This window comes from Mesorhizobium sp. M0016, assembly GCF_040324035.1.
Taxonomy (GTDB): domain Bacteria; phylum Pseudomonadota; class Alphaproteobacteria; order Rhizobiales; family Rhizobiaceae; genus Mesorhizobium.
This window is the reverse complement of sequence record NZ_JAMYVM010000005.1, coordinates 16,733-34,694: the sequence shown is the minus strand read 5'-3', so window position 1 is coordinate 34,694 and position 17,962 is coordinate 16,733. Positions and strand designations below refer to the sequence as shown.

The 17,962-nt window shown below is 64.3% G+C and carries 12 protein-coding genes; 6 read left to right on the top strand and 6 right to left on the bottom strand.

All coding sequences use genetic code 11. The features are described from left to right. Positions 1-11: 11 nt before the first annotated feature. Together NKJ88_RS09375 and NKJ88_RS09370 are read right to left on the bottom strand one after the other, a co-directional pair. Positions 12-2,291 (bottom strand): NADP-dependent malic enzyme, encoded by a 2,280-nt coding sequence (locus tag NKJ88_RS09375; protein WP_023685127.1) that lies wholly within the window; start codon positions 2,289-2,291, stop codon positions 12-14. Positions 2,292-2,435: 144 nt separating this feature from the next. Beyond that, entirely contained in the window at positions 2,436-3,617 is a 1,182-nt protein-coding gene (locus NKJ88_RS09370; protein ID WP_031204317.1) for a glycosyltransferase family protein, read from the bottom strand. Between the two features lie 165 nt (positions 3,618-3,782). Here NKJ88_RS09370 and mutS point away from each other — a divergent pair, with 165 nt between their 5' ends. The 3 genes from mutS to NKJ88_RS09355 all read left to right on the top strand — a co-directional run bounded on the left by mutS (position 3,783) and on the right by NKJ88_RS09355 (position 7,671). Then, the gene (gene mutS, locus NKJ88_RS09365; RefSeq protein WP_352443971.1) at positions 3,783-6,512 is read left to right on the top strand and encodes a DNA mismatch repair protein MutS; all 2,730 of its coding nucleotides are present in this window, start codon (positions 3,783-3,785) and stop codon (positions 6,510-6,512) included. Positions 6,513-6,585: 73 nt separating this feature from the next. Then, entirely contained in the window at positions 6,586-7,050 is a 465-nt protein-coding gene (locus tag NKJ88_RS09360; protein WP_023834362.1) for a nuclear transport factor 2 family protein, read from the top strand. 66 nt (positions 7,051-7,116) lie between these two features. Then, positions 7,117-7,671: a TetR/AcrR family transcriptional regulator gene (locus tag NKJ88_RS09355; protein WP_023834363.1), complete on the top strand. Its 555-nt coding sequence runs from the start codon at positions 7,117-7,119 to the stop codon at positions 7,669-7,671. A gap of 4 nt (positions 7,672-7,675) precedes the next feature. Here NKJ88_RS09355 and NKJ88_RS09350 read toward each other — a convergent pair whose 3' ends face one another. The 4 genes from NKJ88_RS09350 to NKJ88_RS09335 all read right to left on the bottom strand — a co-directional run bounded on the left by NKJ88_RS09350 (position 7,676) and on the right by NKJ88_RS09335 (position 12,365). Continuing rightward, the gene (locus NKJ88_RS09350) at positions 7,676-8,434 is read right to left on the bottom strand and encodes an MBL fold metallo-hydrolase (RefSeq protein ID WP_023698948.1); all 759 of its coding nucleotides are present in this window, start codon (positions 8,432-8,434) and stop codon (positions 7,676-7,678) included. 52 nt (positions 8,435-8,486) lie between these two features. Further along, positions 8,487-9,332, bottom strand: a complete 846-nt coding sequence (locus tag NKJ88_RS09345) for an aldo/keto reductase (RefSeq protein WP_023698947.1) — start codon at positions 9,330-9,332, stop codon at positions 8,487-8,489. 92 nt (positions 9,333-9,424) lie between these two features. Further along, a complete protein-coding gene (gene copM, locus NKJ88_RS09340; RefSeq protein WP_352443970.1) occupies positions 9,425-9,808 on the bottom strand; it encodes a CopM family metallochaperone in 384 nt (127 codons plus the stop codon). Between the two features lie 43 nt (positions 9,809-9,851). Beyond that, the gene (locus NKJ88_RS09335) at positions 9,852-12,365 is read right to left on the bottom strand and encodes a heavy metal translocating P-type ATPase (protein WP_023834366.1); all 2,514 of its coding nucleotides are present in this window, start codon (positions 12,363-12,365) and stop codon (positions 9,852-9,854) included. Between the two features lie 176 nt (positions 12,366-12,541). On the opposite strand from NKJ88_RS09335, the gene NKJ88_RS09330 reads away from it, so the two are divergent. The 3 genes from NKJ88_RS09330 (at position 12,542) to murJ (ending at position 17,897) form a co-directional block, all read left to right on the top strand. Next, on the top strand, positions 12,542-13,384 hold the full coding sequence (locus tag NKJ88_RS09330) for a glycosyltransferase family 25 protein (protein ID WP_023698944.1): 843 nt from the start codon (positions 12,542-12,544) through the stop codon (positions 13,382-13,384). 33 nt (positions 13,385-13,417) lie between these two features. Next, complete coding sequence (locus NKJ88_RS09325; RefSeq protein WP_352443969.1) at positions 13,418-16,213, top strand: [protein-PII] uridylyltransferase; 2,796 nt, start codon at positions 13,418-13,420, stop codon at positions 16,211-16,213. 76 nt (positions 16,214-16,289) lie between these two features. Further along, the gene (murJ, locus tag NKJ88_RS09320; RefSeq protein ID WP_352443968.1) at positions 16,290-17,897 is read left to right on the top strand and encodes a murein biosynthesis integral membrane protein MurJ; all 1,608 of its coding nucleotides are present in this window, start codon (positions 16,290-16,292) and stop codon (positions 17,895-17,897) included. The last annotated feature ends 65 nt before the right edge of the window (positions 17,898-17,962 follow it).

Sequence of the window (17,962 nt, the reverse complement as noted above, 5' to 3'; positions counted from 1 at the left end):
TTTGCCGCCAATCAGGCTCCCGCGCTATAGGCCGCGATCGCAGCCATGTTGACGATGTCCGAATCCTTGGCGTTGAGCGAGACGATCTGGACCGGTTTGTTCAAGCCGACCAGCAGCGGGCCGATGACGGTGGAGCCGCCGAGTTCCTGCAGCATCTTGGTCGAGATCGAGGCCGAGTGGAACGCCGGCATGATCAGCACATTGGCAGGGCCGGTCAGCCGGATGAACGGATATTGCGCCATGGCGCGGGCATTGAGCGCGACGTCGGCGGCCATTTCGCCGTCATATTCGAAATCGACCCGGCGTTTGTCCAGGATACGCACCGCTTCCTGCACCCGCTCGGAACGTTCGCCCTGCGGGTGGCCGAAGGTCGAATAGGCAAGCATGGCGAGCCGCGGCTCGTAGCCCATGCGGCGGGCGAAGCCCGCGGCCTCCTCGGCGATATCGGCGATCTGCTCGGCATTGGGCATGTCGTGCACGGCGGTATCGGCGACGAGGACTGTTTTGCCCCGCGCGAGCACGATGGAGACGCCGATGACGCGGTGTCCGGGCTTGGCGTCGATGACGCGGCGGATATCGTCGAGCGCCGTGGAATAGTTGCGGGTGACGCCGGTGACGATGCCGTCGGCATCGCCCAGCGCCACCATGCAGGCGGCGAAATGGTTGCGGTCGTTGTTGATCAGCCTCTGGCAGTCGCGGAACAGGAAGCCTTTGCGCTGCATGCGCTCGTAGAGATAATCGGTATAGATGCCGTTGCGGCGCGACAGCCTGGCATTGATGATCTCGATGCCTTGCTTGTTGAGGTCGATGCCGGCGTGCCTGGCGTTTTCCTTGATGACATCGTCGCGGCCGAGCAGGATCGCGGTGCCGAGCTTCTGGTTCACATAGGAGACGGCGGCGCGCATCACCTGTTCTTCCTCGCCCTCGGCAAAGACGATGCGCTTGGGCTGGCGGCGGACGCGGTCGTAGATGCGCTGCAAGGTCGAGGCGATCGGGTCGCGGCGGGCCGACAGTTCCTGCGCGTAGCGGTCGAGGTCGAGGATCGGCTTGCGGGCGACGCCTGACTCCATCGCCGCCTTGGCCACAGCGAGCGGGATGGCCGAGATCAGGCGCGGATCGAACGGCACCGGGATGATGTAGTTCGGGCCGAATTTCGGCCGGTTGCCCTGATAGGCGGCGGCGACATCGTCGGGCACGTCCTTGCGCGCCAGGTCGGCCAGCGCTCTCGCTGCGGCGATCTTCATGTCGTCATTGATGGTGGTGGCCCTGACATCCAGCGCACCGCGGAAGATGTAGGGGAAGCCCAGCACATTGTTGACCTGGTTGGGGTAGTCGGAACGCCCGGTGGCCATGATGGCGTCGGTGCGGATTTCGGCCACTTCCTCCGGCGTGATCTCCGGGTCGGGATTGGCCATGGCGAAGATGATCGGGTTCTTGGCCATCGACTGCACCATCTTGGTGGTCAATGCGCCCTTGGCCGACAGGCCGAGGAAGACGTCGGCGCCGTCCAGCGCCTCGGCCAGGCTGCGCGTGTCGGTCTTGACCGCATGCGCCGACTTCCACTGGTTCATGCCTTCGGTGCGGCCCTGGTAGACGACGCCCTTGGTGTCGCACAGGATTATGTTCTCGGGGGCAAAGCCCATCGCCTTCATCAGTTCGATGCAGGCGATGCCGGCGGCGCCGGCGCCGTTGCAGACCATTTTCGTGGTCTTCATGTCGCGGCCGGTGATCTCCAGCGCGTTGATCAGCCCGGCGGCCGAGATGATGGCGGTGCCGTGCTGGTCGTCATGGAAGACCGGGATGTCCATCAATTCACGCAGGCGCTGCTCGATGATGAAGCATTCCGGCGCCTTGATGTCTTCCAGGTTGATGCCGCCGAAGGACGGGCCGAGAAAGCGCACGCAATTGATGAATTCGTCGGCATCCTCGGTGTCGACCTCGAGATCGATGGAATCGACATCGGCGAAGCGCTTGAACAGCACCGCCTTGCCTTCCATCACCGGCTTGGAGGCCAACGCGCCGAGATTGCCGAGGCCGAGAATGGCGGTGCCGTTGGAGATGACGGCGACCATGTTGCCGCGCGTCGTGTAGTCGAAGGCGCGGCTGGGGTCTTCGGCGATGGCCAGCACAGGAACCGCGACACCCGGCGAATAGGCGAGGCTCAGATCGCGCTGCGTCGCCATCGGCTTGGTGGCGACGATCTCCAGCTTGCCGGGGCGGCCCATGGCGTGGAATTCCAGCGCCTCCTCGGCGCTGACGGAGGGGCCGCTGTTTTCGGTTTTCTTGGCCATGATGCTTTTGATTTCCTCGCCGGTGTCGCCCCCTTGAGACGGGTGCGTGTTTTTGAAACGTCTGAATCAAGGCTACACGCCACCGCTGTAAATCGCCAAGCGATCTTCACGCCCGCAGCGAAATCTCCCGAGGGTCGGATGGCGTCACGTCGGCTCTGGCTCGCTGACGAAGGCAGCGATTTCGCGCACCGTTCCCCGTCGCATCATGCCGTCTGTGCCGGGGAAAGGCCACGTCTCGATGGGTGGCGCACGGCTTCCCTTGCGCCGCAGCAATGCAGTCAGGAACGCCATGAGTTCGATGCGCTGGGCGTGAACCTTCTCCAGCGTGCGGCGGCGGATGTGCTGACGCGGTATGGCACGATCTCGCAGCGTCTCGACGGCGCGGCGAATGGCAGCCGGTTCCGGATCGGCGACGATGCAATAATCCGGATCGAAATAGACGTCGCGACCGCCAAGGCTCGGCGTACTGACGATCGGCAGGCCGGCCATCAGATATTCCATCGAGGAGTACATCGCTCCTTCCACGGCCGACAGGCACAGCCCGACGGCGGCCTGGTTGTAGACGTGGTTGACCTGTTGCGCCGTCAGCTTGCCCGGCCAGCCGTCGACGAGCGGATTGGCGATCTGGTGGAGCGGCGAACGCGCCTGCAGTCGTCGAACAAAGGCGCGGGCGGCAACCGGCGGCAATTCGCCGATCGAATAGGTGATGTGGGCCAGCCGCTCTATGTCGAAGGCCAGGTGATGGCGTTTGATCGGCGAGATGCGGCCATTGTAGACCGCGTCGAATTCGACCGGCACGTCCGGCAGCGGCCGGAATATATCCTCCGACACCATCAGATTGTGGTTGGAGAAGATGGCATTGCCGCCCGCAGCCGCGACGAGACGGCGCTCTTCCTCGGTGTTGCACAGGAAGATGATTTCGTGCAGCGGAAACCGGCCGGCATACCAGGCGAGATCGCGGCCCATCCGGGCGATGACAGCCGGCCGCTCCATGGTCCAGGTCTGCATCGTCAGGAAGGTGACGCGCCGTCCCGCCAGGCGCCGGCCAAGGGCCGCCAGCGGATAGAGCGGACGGGCTCCGCCGATCGGGACATAGAGCACCAGCGGGTCGCGGCTGAGTACATGCAGCGACATCTCGATGCCGCCATCGAGATCGGACAGCGGTCCCCGTGTCGGCAGGAGGAAGGGAACGCGTTTGCGCACCGACCCGCGCAGCTTGCTTTTGGTCCGATGCACGCGCCGCGCCGCCAAAAGCAACAGGCGCGTGGCGGTCGATCCAGCCGGACCGACCAGTTCCTCGAACCCTTCCTGCTTGTCCTGATCCATGCCGCCTATCCCCGCCAGGGCGATCATAGGGTCTGGTTGTCGCCCGAAGCAACCAACGGCTTCACCCGGCGTAGAGGGAGCACAAGCCGCCGTCGAGGCCGGTCGTCCCCTGCTTTTCGAGCCGCCGGCATTAAACCCCGCACCCACATCTGCTAGCGTGCGGGCATGAACATGCACACTTCAGCAGAAACCGACGCCCCAGAGGTGACACCGCCTGCGCCCGTCGGCAGCGTCACGCCGATGATGGAGCAGTTTATCGAGATCAAGGCGGCGAACCCGGATTCGCTGCTGTTCTACCGCATGGGCGATTTCTACGAGCTGTTCTTCGACGACGCCGAAAAGGCGAGCAAGGCGCTGGGCATCGTCCTGACCAAGCGCGGCAAGCACCAGGGTAACGACATTCCGATGTGCGGCGTGCCGGTGCATGCGGCCGACGACTATCTGCAAAAGCTGATCGGCCAAGGTTTTCGCGTTGCCGTCTGCGAGCAGATCGAGGACCCGGCGGAAGCCAGGAAGCGCGGCGGCAAATCGGTCGTACGCCGTGACGTGGTGCGGCTGGTGACGCCAGGCACCATCACCGAGGATAAATTGCTGGCGCCGTCGGAATCGAGCTTCCTGATGGCGCTAGGGCGGGTGAAGGGCGGCAACAGCGGTGACGCCTTCGCCATGGCCTGGATCGAGATCTCGACCGGCGTCTTCCGCGTCGCCGAAACCACGGCCGACCGCCTGCTGGCCGATGTCTTCCGCGTCGACCCGCGCGAGCTGATCGTCGCCGAGCCGGTGTTTTACGATCCCGAGCTGAAGCCGGTGTTCGACGTCATCGGCCGCGTCGCCAGCCCGCAGCCGCCGTCGCTTTTCGATTCGGCTTCGGCAGCGGGGCGGATCGCGCGCTTCTTCGAAGTGGCGACGCCTGACAGTTTCGGTGCCTTCTCGCGCGCCGAATTGTCGGCGATCTCGGGCGCCATCGCCTACGTCGAAAAGACGCAGAAGGCCGAGCGGCCGCCTCTGTCGCGTCCCGAACGCGAGGAGCAGGGCTCGACGCTGTTCATCGATCCTGCGACACGCGGCAATCTGGAACTGTTGCGCACGCTGTCGGGCAGCCGCGACGGCTCGCTGTTCAAGGCTATAGACCGCACGGTCACCGGCGGCGGCGCCAGGCTGCTCGCCGACCGGCTGATGGCGCCGCTGACCGATCCGGCGGCGATTGCCGCCCGGCTTGATTCGGTATCGTTCTTCCGCGCCGAGACGCGGCTCTGCCAGGCGGTGCGGTCAAGCCTGAAGAGCGTCGCCGACATGCCGCGAGCGCTGTCGCGGTTGGCGCTCAACCGCGGCGGCCCGCGCGACCTCGGCGCGCTGCGTGCCGGCTTTGAAGCGGCGGGCGCCATTGCCGAAATCTTCGCCGCAACAGCGCTGCCCCATGAATTGACGGAAGCACTTGCCGCGATAAAGGCGCTGCCGCGTGCGCTGGCCAAGCATCTGGCCCAGGCTCTTGGCGAGGAACTGCCGCTGCTCAGGCGCGACGGCGGCTTCGTGCGCGGCGGCTACCATGCCGAGCTCGACGAAATGCGGGCGCTGCGCGACGAATCGCGCAAGGTGATCGCCGGACTGGAGCGCTCGCTGATCGAGGAGACCGGCATCCGCTCGCTGAAAATCCGCCACAACAATGTGCTGGGCTATTACATCGAGGTGACGGCCAACCACCATTCAATCATGACCGGAAGCGACGGCGCCAAGGCGCGCTTCATCCACCGCCAGACCATGGCCAACGCCATGCGTTTCACCACGACCGAACTTGCCGAACTCGAGACCAAAATCGCCAATGCCGCCGACCGGGCGCTGAGCATCGAGCTTGCCGCTTTCGACACGCTGACGACAAAGGCGGTCGCCGAGGCGCAAAAAATTCGCGCCGGCGCCGATGCGCTTGCCGTACTTGACGTGTCGGCGGCGCTCGCGCTGTTGTCGGAGAGTGAAGCCTGGTGTCGGCCGCTGGTCGATTCCAGCCTCGCCTTCGATATCTCGGGCGGACGCCATCCGGTGGTGGAACAGGCGCTGCGGCGCTCGGGCGAAGGGCCGTTCGTCGCCAATGATTGCGATCTGTCGCCGCAAGACGGGGCCAAGGCCGGCGCGATCTGGCTGCTCACCGGTCCGAATATGGGCGGTAAGTCGACCTTCCTGCGGCAAAACGCACTGATCGCCATCCTCGCCCAAACCGGTTCCTTCGTGCCGGCGACGTCGGCCCATATCGGCGTTGTCGACCGGCTGTTCTCGCGGGTCGGCGCCTCGGACGATCTGGCGCGCGGCCGTTCGACCTTCATGGTCGAGATGGTAGAGACGGCGGCGATCCTCAACCAGGCCGGCGAACGGGCGCTGGTGATCCTGGACGAGATCGGTCGCGGCACCGCCACGTTCGATGGCCTGTCGATCGCCTGGGCGGCAGTCGAGTATCTGCACGAGAAGAACCGCTGCCGGGCGATCTTCGCCACTCATTTCCACGAAATGACGGCACTCTCCGGCAAGCTGCCGCGACTGCACAATGTCACGATGCGGGTTAAGGAGTGGGAAGGCGACGTGGTCTTCCTGCACGAGGTCGGCAAGGGTGCCGCCGATCGCTCCTATGGCGTTCAGGTCGCTCGCCTTGCCGGTCTGCCGGAAGCGGTGGTCGGCCGGGCCAAAGAGGTGCTGCATCAGCTCGAGGAAGGCGATGTCTCCGGCAAGGCCAACCGGCTGGTCGACGATCTGCCGCTGTTTTCGGTGGCAATGAAGCGGGAAGCGGCAAAGCCTGCGAAGAGCGACGCATTGGGCGCAGCGCTGGGTGAGATCAATCCAGACGAGATGACGCCGCGCGAGGCGCTGGAAGCGCTCTACCGGCTGAAGGGGCTGGCGGGGAAAACCTAGTCCGATTTCAGCCTTGACCAATTGTACCGTTTGGTACAATGCTCGCCATCGCCTTTGCCGATGGGAGAGTGACATGAGCCGTCCGCCGCTGCCGCCCTTCACCGCCGAGACCGCCGCGCAGAAGGCGCGCATGGCCGAAGACGCCTGGAACAGCCGCGATCCCGAACGGGTTTCGCTCGCCTATACGCAAGACAGCACCTGGCGCAACCGCGCCGAGTTCGTCTCGGGCAGAAATGAGATCGTCTCCTTCCTCACGCGCAAATGGGCGCGCGAGCTGGACTACCGGCTGATCAAGGAGGTCTGGACCTGGAACGACAACCGCATCGCGGTGCGCTTTGCCTATGAATGGCGCGACAACAGTGGCCACTGGTTCCGCTCCTACGGCAATGAGAATTGGGAATTTGACGCGGATGGACTGATGCGTAGGCGCGTCGCCAGCATCAACGACCTGCCGATCGCTGAGGGTGAGCGCAAATATCACTGGCCGCTCGGCCGCCGGCCTGACGACCATCCCGGCCTGACCGAACTCGGACTTTAGAGTGTGATCCCTAGAACTGTGTCGCGGTTTTCGGCAAAGATCATGCTCAAGCGGAAAAACTAGCGCATGCGCAGGATCGCGCCCGATCGCGCCGATTTGCTCTCCATCATCGGCGAGGTTTTCCGCGAACACGGCTATGAAGGGGCGAGCCTGGCGCGGATCGGTGCGGCGACCGGCCTAGGCAAAGGCAGCCTTTACCACTTCTTCCCCGGCGGCAAGGAAGAGATGGCGGCGGCTGTCATTGCCCATATAGATGGCTGGTTCGAGGAGAATGTCTTCGTGCCGTTGCAGGACAGGGCCTACCCTCGCACGGGCATCGATCGGATGTTCGAAGCGGCCGACAGCTATTTCCGCTCGGGACGCCGGGTGTGCCTCATCGGCGCCTTCGCGCTGGACGAATCCCGCGACCTCTTCGCCATTGCGATCAAAAGCTATTTCGGCCGCTGGGTGGCGCATCTTGCCGAAGCGCTGACCCGAAGCGGGCACAGCGCTGACAGGGCGGACGAACTCGCCGAAGAAGCGGTCGGCGCCATCCAGGGCGCGCTCACGCTGGCACGCGCCTTCGACGACACCGCAGTGTTTTCGCGCGCGTTGCGACGGGCGCGGGCGGCGCTCGGCTAGAGTGCTACAAGGGCTCGAAGCGGAAAGCCGTCTCGGTTCGAAAAACCCGGCCGACGCCGGGCGAATCAAGATGCGCGCCGGCGACGTAGCAGTCGTTGTTGGCCGCAAGCGCCAGCATTTGCAACCGGCTTGCCCTCGCCTGCTGCTGGTCTGCGTCGAATTCCCACGTGATCTCGGGTCGATCGAATTGAAGCGACGGCACATGTACGATGTCGCCCCAGATCAACAGTGTTTCGCCTGCGCTCACAACGCGAAAGCAAGTGTGGCCGGCTTCATGGCCAGCGGAGCCGATCGTATCGATGTCAGCGCTGACGCGCTGTCCAGCATCGAGAGGCTGGGCGCGATCGTGGAAGCGTTCCAGCCTCGCCACGTCGCGAAACATGCCGAGCTCAGCGCGCGGGACAAGCAGGCGAGAGAGCTGCGGGAAGCCGTCGCCACCATCGGCAAGGATGAGCCCGTGTATATGGTCGAGATGGGTGTGGGTGAAAGCAACAGTCCGAATCCGGTCGGTGGCGATCTTCGCCTCGCGCAGCGCCTCGGGCAGGTGCCCCATTGTCGGGTGCCAGGCGTTCGAAGCCCCTGTGTCGATCAGCGTGATGTCGTCGCCGTCATCGATGGCGAAGGCGTTGACCGACAGCCTGAGCGCACCGTCGACGAGCGGTACATGCGAGGGCAGGTTGTCACCGAATGTCCGGTCTCCGGGCTGGCGCAGCCGCCTGATTGGCATGTCGACGTAACCGTCGCGCAGCGACGTGACCGTCATGGCTCCGACTCTATACGCCGTATGATGATACCCGGTCGAAACCCGTTCCAATCTAGATCATCTCCAGCCCGCGCTTGCGCGTCGGCGGTGGAAAGGCGCGGTCGAGTTCGGCGAGGTCTTCGGCCGTCAGCTCGATGTCGAGCGCGGCAAAATTCTGGCGGACATGCTCCTGGCTACTCGCCTTCGGGATGGCGATGACACCGGGCTGCGCCATCACCCAGGCCAAGGCGATCTGTGCCGGCGTTGCGTTGTGGCGGGCGGCAACGGTTTCCAGCCGGGGATTACGCGCCAGCGCGCCCTGCTCGACCGGCGAATAGGCCATCAGCGGGATGCCGCGCTGCCGGCTCCACGGTGCGAGATCGAATTCGGGGCCGCGCCGCGACAGATTGTAGAGTACCTGGTTGGTCTGGACATGATCTCCAGACGACAGGCCGGTCAGCTCCTCCATTTCGTCGGTGTCGAAATTGCTGACGCCCCAGTGACGGATCTTGCCGGCCTTCTTCAACGCCTCGAAAGCGTCGACCGTTTCGCCTAGAGGCACACTGCCCGGCCAATGCAGGAGATAGAGATCGATGCGGTCGGTGCGCAGGCGCTTCAAGCTGTTTTCGCAGGCCCGCGCCACGCCGGCGCGCGAGGCATTGGACGGCAATACCTTGGAGACAAGAAAGAGTTCGTCGCGGCGCCCGGCAATGGCTTCCGCCACCACCTCCTCGGCGCCGCCGCTGGCATACATTTCAGCGGTGTCGATCAACGTCATGCCGAGGTCCAGCCCGAGCTTCAGGGCATTGACCTCCCCGGCGCGGCGGCGGGAATCCTCGCCCATCTTCCATGTGCCCTGTCCCAGCACCTGGACGGCCTCGCCCGAAGGCAGCGTGGTGGCTCTTATCGTCGATGGCATGTGGGCTCCTGGCGCCGTGTAATCGATGTGAATGGCATCACAACCACGGAGAGAAATCCAGAATGGATCTCTCCGGCATGGCCGTTGCTGCCTTACTGAGCCGGATGGGCGGCGAGCCAGGCCTGCATCTTGGCGATCTCGGCTTCCTGCGCGGCGATGACATCTTCGGCCAGCTTGCGGATTTCGGGATCCTTGCCATTGGCGAGTTCCACCTTGGCCATGTCGATCGCGCCCCGATGATGCGGGATCATGCCGCGCACGAAATCGACATCGGCATTGCCGGAATATTCGATCATCATGTCGGTGTGCATCTTGTCCATCGCCGCCTTGTAGCCGTCGGTCGAAGGACCTCGCGCGCCCATAGCGCCCATGTCGTGTTTCATCTCTTCGGATTGCGCCGGGACGCTTTCGAGGAAAACGGCAAGCAGCATTCCCGCCGCCATCATCAAAAGCACGATTTTCTTAGCCAAGGTCATCCGTGATCTCCTGTTGATTGAAATTCGTATCTGGGGGCTTTGCTCAGAGTTTCAACGTCCGCAGCCGCAATGCGTTGGCGACGACCGAAACCGAAGACAGGCTCATGGCCGCCGCCGCCAGCATCGGCGACAAAAGCGTGCCGGTGAGCGGATAGAGCACGCCGGCAGCAACCGGCACGCCAAGCACATTGTAGAGGAAGGCGAAAAACAGATTCTGGCGGATGTTGCGGATCGTCCCCTGGGCGAGCGTTCGCGCCCTGACGATGCCGTTGAGATCGCCCTTGACCAGCGTAATGCCGGCGCTCTCGACAGCGACATCGGCGCCGGTGCCCATGGCGATGCCGACATCGGCGCTGGCCAGGGCCGGCGCATCGTTGACGCCGTCGCCGGCCATGGCGACGCCGGCACCTTTCGCACGCAACTCCTCGACAAGGGCTGCCTTTTGTTCCGGCAGCAGGCCGGCGCGCACCTCGTCGATACCAAGGCTTTTGGCGATGGCGCGCGCCGTGCGCTCATTGTCGCCGGTCGCCATGATGATCCGCAACCCTCTGTCGTGCAGCGCCCTGATCGCCTCGGCTGTCGTTGCCTTGACCGGATCGGCGACCGCGACAATGCCGGCCAGTCTTTTGTCCACCGCAACGAACATCGCCGTCTTGCCCTCGGCCTGCAGCGCCTCAGCTTTCGCCGAAAGGGAAGCGGTGTCCATGCCCACGTCGGCCATCATGGCGGCGTTGCCGAGAGAAACCTTCCTGCCAGACACCGTGCCGGATACGCCCTTGCCGGTGACGGCGTCGAAGCCGCTGGCCTCGATGAGCGTCAGCCCGCGTTCGCCGGCGCCGCCGACAATGGCCTCGGCCAGCGGATGCTCCGAGCCTTTTTCCAGCCCGGCGGCGAGCGCCAGCAACTCATTCTCGGACAGACCGTCGGCAGCGACGACATCGGTCAAGCGAGGCTTGCCTTCGGTCAAGGTGCCGGTCTTGTCGACGATCAACGTGTCGACCGAAGCGAAGCGCTCGAGCGCGGCCGCGTCCTTGATCAGCACGCCCGCGTGCGCCCCGCGCCCGGTGGCGGTCATGATCGACATCGGCGTCGCCAGGCCGAGCGCGCAGGGGCAGGCGATGATCAGCACCGAGACCGCCGAGACGATGGCAAAGATCAAGCTGGGTTCGGGACCGAAGATCGCCCAGGCGGCAAAGGCCGCGAGCGCGACCAGCACGACGGCCGGCACGAAGTAGAAGGAGACGCGATCGGCTAAACCTTGAATCGGCGCGCGCGAACGCTGCGCCTTTGCGACCAGCTCGACGATGCGCGAAAGCGTCGTTTCGGAGCCGACCTTTTCGGCGCGCATGATCAGCGAACCGTTCTTGTTGAGCGTGCCGCCGGTCAAGGCATCGCCTTTCGTTTTTTCGACCGGCAGCGGCTCGCCCGAGATCATCGATTCGTCGATGGAGGAACGGCCTTCCGTTACAGTGCCGTCGACCGGCACGGCGTCGCCCGGACGGAGGCGCAGGTGGTCGCCGGTCTTGACCGCAACGAGCGGCACGTCGGTGTCGGAGCCGTCCTCCCCGATCAGCCGTGCCGTCTTCGGCGCCAGGTCGAGCAGCGCACGGATGGCCGAGCCGGTCTTTTCGCGCGCCCGCAATTCGAGCACCTGACCGAGGAATACCAGCGCGACGATGACGGCGGCTGCCTCGAAATAGACCGGCACTGTGCCGCCATGACCGCGGAACTGGTGTGGAAAAATGTCCGGGAACAGAGTGGCCGCCACGCTGTAGAGATAGGCAGCGCCGACACCGAGCGAAATCAGCGTCCACATATTGGGGCTGCGGTTGACCAGCGACTCCCAGCCTCGGTGGAAGAACGGGAAGGCCGCCCACAGCACGACGGGGCTGGCCAGCGCCAATTCCAGCCAGACCATCGTTCGCCCGTCGACAAACGCCTGGAACGTCAGGCCGAGCATCGGCGCCATGGCAACGATCAGCAGCGGCAGGGACAGCACCGCGCTGACCCAGAACCGTCTGGTGAAGTCTACCAGTTCGGGGTTCGGGCCCTCATCGCCAGTGGGAACGCCCATCGGCTCAAGCGCCATGCCGCAGATCGGGCAGGAGCCGGGCTTGTCTCTTATCACTTCGGGATGCATCGGGCAGGTGTATTGCGTGCCTTTCCGCACTGGCGACGGCGTCGGCCTGTCGCCGAGATAGTTTTGCGGCTCGGCCTCGAACTTCGCCCGGCAGCCGGCCGAGCAGAAATAGAAACCCTGGCCTTCGTGGCGGAAAAAATGCCTGGCGGTAGCGCGGTCGACACTCATGCCACAGACGGGGTCGGTGGCGGTCAGGTATTTTTCGGGCCCGGCGACGAATTTCGTACGGCAACCCTCGCTGCAGAAGTGAAAGAGACGGCCGCCATGCTCGGCCGTCGGCTTACCGGCTGCCGGATCGACGCTCATGCCGCAGACCGGATCGCGCACCACTGCTTCGGCGGCCGGCTCAGCAGCCTTTGCCGTACAGCAGTTGCCATCGGCCGCGTGCGCGTGGTGGTGATGCTCGGAATGCGCCATCGAAAAGTGCCTTATATCTGTCTGGGTGAGGAGGTAGTGCTTCCAGTAACTGGAAGGTCAAGGGGCGATTTCCACTTTTCGATCGTGGCCGTCATCGCGCACATCGAGGGAAAATCGCTTACGCAACTTTGTTCCCATGCTATGGACGCGCGTCCCACTGCATCGATCCCACCCAAATGAAATGCCTGATTATCAATCTCGATCGGTCCCGCGATCGCCTCGCCCATGTAACGGCGGAGTTCGCGCGCATCGGCATCGCCTTCGAGCGGGTCGCCGCCATCGATGCGCGAGATCGGCCGGATCTGGCCGAAATGCCGCAGGGCAAGAAGCATTTGCGCCTGGCCGACGCCGAGATTGCCTGCCTGCTCAGCCACCAACAGTGTTGGTCGATGATCGCGACAGGTGAGGATGCTTACGCGGCGATTTTCGAGGACGATGTCGTTTTCCCGGACAAAGCCGGTGCTTTGCTTGCCGATGCGGGCTGGATTCCCGCCGATGCGGACATCGTCAAGTTGGAAACGTTCTTCAACCGGACCGTAATTTCACGCAAGCAAGTCGCCTGCGGCCACGGTTTTTCTGCGAGCAGACTGCACGGGCTCCATATCGGTACGGCGGGATACATCCTGTCCAGACAGGCCGCGCAGGACCTTCTTGCGGCAACGAAGGAGATCAGCATTCCCGTCGATCACCTCATCTTCAATCCGCGTTTTGCGACCTCGTCCGACAAGGTCATTTACCAACTCGTCCCGGCATTGTGCCTGCAGGCACAATTCCTCGGCGACAGTCCGGTGAGATTGCCAAGCCTGCTGAAGCAGGAGCGAACAGAGGAATGGGTGGCAAGCGGGATAGGCAAACAGCGCCAGAAGCCAATCACCGCCAAGGTAAGGATCGAGGCCAGGCGGTTGACGCGGCAGATCGCCGATCTCTTCCGGCTCCGGCGCGAGATGATCATCCCTTTCTGGTATCGCGGCCGACGCGTCCGTCCGCCCCATACACAGCGCCGTGAAAACGCGCTATAGACGCCGCGCAAAGGCGAGGCCCACCGGCAATCCATGGCAAAAATCTCCCTCAAGCTCGACGCGCTGATCGACAGCGAGGCTTTGCGCCGCGACATGACGGCGCTGATCTCGGCGGCCAGCGGCGCCGAGCCCGGCGCGCGCGTCGGCGCGCTCCGGCTGCTGAAGGATCGGCTGACCGAGGGCCGCAAGGTTGCCGAGCGCATGCTGATGGACGATGGCAGCGGCACGGCATGCGCCGCCCGGCTGTCGCATCTGATGGACGAGATCATCCGCGCCCTCTACGAGTTCGCCGCGACCCACGTCTACCGGGTGAAAAGCCCCTCGACCGCAGAGCGCATGGCGGTCGTTGCCGTCGGCGGCTATGGCCGCGGCACGCTGGCGCCGGGCTCCGACATCGACCTGTTGTTCCTGCTGCCCTACAAGCAGACGCCGTGGGGCGAACAGATCGTCGAATATATGCTCTATATGCTGTGGGACCTCGGGTTGAAGGTTGGCCACGCCACCCGCAACATCGACGAGTGTCTCAGGCTGTCGCGCAGCGATATCACCATCCGCACCACGATCCTGGAAGCGCGGTTCCTGTGGGGCGAACAGAAGCTCTTCGACGAATTGCTCGCTCGCTTCGACCATGAAGTGGTGCGCACCACCGGACCGGAATATGTGCAGGCCAAGCTCGCCGAACGCGATGATCGCCATGCCAAGGCCGGCGAAAGCCGCTATCTGGTCGAGCCCAACGTCAAGGACGGCAAGGGCGGCCTGCGCGATTTGCAGACGCTGTTCTGGATCGCCAAATACTTCTATCGCGTGCGCACCGGCGAGGAATTGGTCGAAAAGGGTGTCTTCACCGAGGCCGAGTACCGCGAATTCCAGAAGGCCGAAGACTTCCTGTGGGCGGTGCGCTGCCACATGCATTTCCTCACCGGCAAGCCAGAGGAACGGCTGCATTTCGATATCCAGCGCGAGATCGCCGAACGTCTGGGCTACACCACCCATCCCGGTCTGTCGGCGGTCGAGCGCTTCATGAAGCATTACTTCCTCGTCGCCAAGGATGTCGGCGACCTCACCCGCATCTTCTGCGCCGCGCTCGAGGAAGAGCAGGCCAAGCATGTGCCCGGCTTCAACCGCATCTTCCTCACCTTCCAGCGCCGCAAGCGCAAGCTGGCAGGCACGTCGGACTTCATTGTCGACAATCACCGCATCAACGTCGCCGACGACAGCGTGTTCGAGCGCGACCCGGTCAATCTGCTCAGGCTGTTCTGGTTCGCCGACAAGCACGGGCTGGAGTTCCATCCCGATGCGCTGAAGCTGCTCACCCGCTCGCTCGGTCTGGTCAACAAGTCGCTGCGGCGCGACGAGGAGGCCAACCGGCTGTTCCTCGACATCCTGACCTCGGACCGCAATGCCGAGCTTAATTTGCGGCGCATGAACGAGGCCGGCCTGCTCGGCAGGCTGATCCCCGATTTCGGCAGAATAGTCGCCATGATGCAGTTCTCGATGTATCACCACTATACGGTGGACGAGCACCTGATTCGGTGCATCGGCGTCTTGGCCGAGATCGAGCGCGGCGACGGCGAAAAGGTGCATCCGCTCTCGCACACGCTGATGCCGGGGCTAGAGAAGAGCCGCGAGGCACTCTATGTCGCGGTGCTGCTGCACGACATCGCCAAGGGCCGGCCGGAGGATCACTCAGAGGCCGGCGCCCGGATCGCACGCCGCATCTGCCCGCATATGGGGCTGTCGGCCGCCGACACCGAGACCGTCGCCTGGCTGGTCGAGAACCATCTGGTCATGTCGATGACGGCGCAGACGCGGGACCTCAACGACCGCAAGACGATCGAGGATTTCGCCTCGATCGTGCAATCGGTCGAGCGGCTGAAAATGCTGTTGATCCTGACCGTCTGCGACATCAGGGGTGTCGGGCCGGGCGTGTGGAACGGCTGGAAGGGCCAGCTCCTGCGCACGCTCTACTACGAGACCGAACTGCTTTTGACCGGCGGCTTCTCGGAAGTGTCGCGCGCCAAGCGGACGGCGGCGGCGCGCGAGCGGCTGGCCGAGGCGCTGGCCGATTGGCCGGACAAGGCCCGCAAGCGCTATGTCGGCCTGCATTACGAGAACTATCTGCTGACGGTCGACCTCCCCGATCAGCTGCGTCATGCCGAATTCATCCGCGAAGCCGACGCGGCAGGCAAGAAGCTCGCCACCGTGGTCAGGACCCACCAATTCGAGGCGGTGACCGAGATCACCGTGCTGGCGCAGGATCATCCGCGCCTGCTTTCGGTTATTGCCGGCGCCTGTGCCGGCGCCGGCGGCAACATCGTCGACGCGCAGATATTCACCACGTCCGACGGCCGCGCGCTGGACATCATCCTGATCTCACGGGAATTCGACCGCGACGAGGATGAGCGCCGTCGCGCCGAGCGCGTCGGCCGGCTGATCGAGGACGTGCTGTCGGGCAAGAGCTGGTTGCCGGAGATGATCGAGAAGCGCACCCGGCCGCGGCGCGGCGCCAAGGTGTTCAAGATTCCGCCGCGCGCCGAAATCCGCAACACGCTGTCGAACCGGTTTTCGGTGATCGAGGTCGAGGGACTGGACCGGCCTGGGCTGTTGTCGGAAATCACCAGTGCGTTGTCCGATCTCTCGCTCGACATCGCCTCGGCCCACATCACCACCTTCGGCGAGAAGGTGATCGACACTTTCTATGTCACCGACCTGACGGGGCAGAAGATCGACAATCCGGCGCGCACCGCCGCCATCCACACAAGGCTGATCGCGGCACTTGAAGGCGTTGTCCCGGAGCGCGGCGGCAAGGCCAAGGCGGCGGCCGAGTGACCATCACTTTGTCCCAATCACCCCCTTTGTCCCAATCGTCCCCTTTGTCCCAATCATCCAGGCAATCTCCCCGCGCATGAGCCTCGTCAAGAAATTCGCCACGGTTGCGTCCGGCACGCTGATGAGCCGCGCCCTTGGCTTTGGCCGCGAAATGCTGATGGCGGCCGCACTCGGCACCGGGCCGGTGGCGGACGCCTTCAACGCCGCCTTCCAGTTTCCCAACACGTTTCGCCGGCTGTTTGCCGAAGGCGCCTTCAACGCCGCTTTCGTGCCGCTGTTTGCCAAGGAGATCGAGATTCACGGCACCGAGGGCGCCAAGCGCTTTTCGGAGGAAGTGTTCGGCGTGCTGTTTTCGGCGCTCTTGGCCCTGACCATCGTCATGGAGCTGGCGATGCCGCTGATCGTGCGCTATCTCGTGGCGCCGGGCTTTGCCGACACCCCGGGCAAGTTCGAGACGACCGTCCTGCTGGCGACGATCATGTTCCCGTATCTCATCTGCATGTCGCTCGCAGCCATGATGGCGGGCATGCTGAATTCGCTGCGCCGCTATTTCGCGGCTGCCGTGGCGCCGGCTTTCCTCAACATCATCCTGATCAGCGTGCTCGGCTACGCCTGGTACCACGGCATGGATGCCCGTGAGGTCGGTTTCAGCCTGTCCTGGGGCGTGCTGGCAGCGGGGCTGGTACAGCTCGCAATTGTCTGGGTGGCGGTGCGCAATGCCGGCATCGCCATCGGTTTTCGCCGGCCGAAGATGACGCCCAATGTCAAGCGCCTGCTGATCCTGGCCCTGCCGGCGGCGATCACCGGCGGCATCACCCAGATCAACCAGCTGATCGGCACGGCGATCGCGTCGGCGCAGGACAGCGCCGTGTCCTCGCTCGCTTACGCTGACCGCATCTACCAGCTGCCGCTTGGCGTCGTCGGCGTTGCCGTTGCCATCGTGCTGCTGCCGGAGCTGTCGCGGGCGCTGAAATCGGGCAATCTGGTCGAGGCGGCCAATCTGCAGAACCGCTCGGTCGAGTTCACCCTGTTCATGACCTTGCCGGCGGCGGCGGCACTGTGGGTGATGGCGGAGCCGATCGTGCGGCTGGTCTATGAGCGCGGCGCCTTCGCCGCCAACGGCTCGACGCCGACAGTGGCCGCAATCCTGGCGATCTTTGGCCTCGGCCTGCCGGCCTTCGTGCTGATCAAGGCTTTCACTCCCGGCTATTTCGCCCGCGAGGACACGCGCACGCCGATGATGTTCGCCGCCATCTCGGTCGGCGTGAACGTGATCACCGCGCTGACGCTGTTCCCCAAAATGGGCGCGCCCGGCATTGCGGTGGCCTCGGCCGTCGCCGGCTGGGTCAACGCGGTGATGCTGCTTGCGGTGCTGATCCGACGTGGCCATTGGGGCCGCGACGTGCCGCTGTTGAAGCGCATTCCGCGTCTTGTGCTGTCGGCGGCGGTGATGGCGGTGGCGCTCTATTTCGCCGAGCATTGGCTGGCCGTCAGGCTCGGCCCCGGCTCGCCACTGGTGATCAAGGCCGTGACGCTTCTCTCATTGGTGGCCGGCGGGGCGCTGCTCTACTTCGTCACGGCTTTCGCCACCGGCGGCGCCGATTTCGGAATGATCCGGCGCAATGTGAAACGCGGCTCGGACAAGGCAGCGGCGCCAGCGCCAAACGCCGATCTGGACGAATAGTCCGGGCGAGCTAACAGCAACACCGGTCTTGATCCTCTCCGCCCCTTCGTCCATAAGCGCGCCGT

What these genes read in the sequence shown, in the direction of transcription:
- NKJ88_RS09375 (WP_023685127.1), bottom strand. Translation starts at nt 2,291, where the DNA reads ATGGCCAAGAAAACCGAAAACAGCGGCCCCTCCGTCAGCGCCGAGGAG.
- NKJ88_RS09370 (WP_031204317.1), bottom strand. Translation starts at nt 3,617, where the DNA reads ATGGATCAGGACAAGCAGGAAGGGTTCGAGGAACTGGTCGGTCCGGCT.
- mutS (WP_352443971.1), top strand. Translation starts at nt 3,783, where the DNA reads ATGAACATGCACACTTCAGCAGAAACCGACGCCCCAGAGGTGACACCG.
- NKJ88_RS09360 (WP_023834362.1), top strand. Translation starts at nt 6,586, where the DNA reads ATGAGCCGTCCGCCGCTGCCGCCCTTCACCGCCGAGACCGCCGCGCAG.
- NKJ88_RS09355 (WP_023834363.1), top strand. Translation starts at nt 7,117, where the DNA reads ATGCGCAGGATCGCGCCCGATCGCGCCGATTTGCTCTCCATCATCGGC.
- NKJ88_RS09350 (WP_023698948.1), bottom strand. Translation starts at nt 8,434, where the DNA reads ATGACGGTCACGTCGCTGCGCGACGGTTACGTCGACATGCCAATCAGG.
- NKJ88_RS09345 (WP_023698947.1), bottom strand. Translation starts at nt 9,332, where the DNA reads ATGCCATCGACGATAAGAGCCACCACGCTGCCTTCGGGCGAGGCCGTC.
- copM (WP_352443970.1), bottom strand. Translation starts at nt 9,808, where the DNA reads ATGACCTTGGCTAAGAAAATCGTGCTTTTGATGATGGCGGCGGGAATG.
- NKJ88_RS09335 (WP_023834366.1), bottom strand. Translation starts at nt 12,365, where the DNA reads ATGGCGCATTCCGAGCATCACCACCACGCGCACGCGGCCGATGGCAAC.
- NKJ88_RS09330 (WP_023698944.1), top strand. Translation starts at nt 12,542, where the DNA reads ATGAAATGCCTGATTATCAATCTCGATCGGTCCCGCGATCGCCTCGCC.
- NKJ88_RS09325 (WP_352443969.1), top strand. Translation starts at nt 13,418, where the DNA reads ATGGCAAAAATCTCCCTCAAGCTCGACGCGCTGATCGACAGCGAGGCT.
- murJ (WP_352443968.1), top strand. Translation starts at nt 16,290, where the DNA reads ATGAGCCTCGTCAAGAAATTCGCCACGGTTGCGTCCGGCACGCTGATG.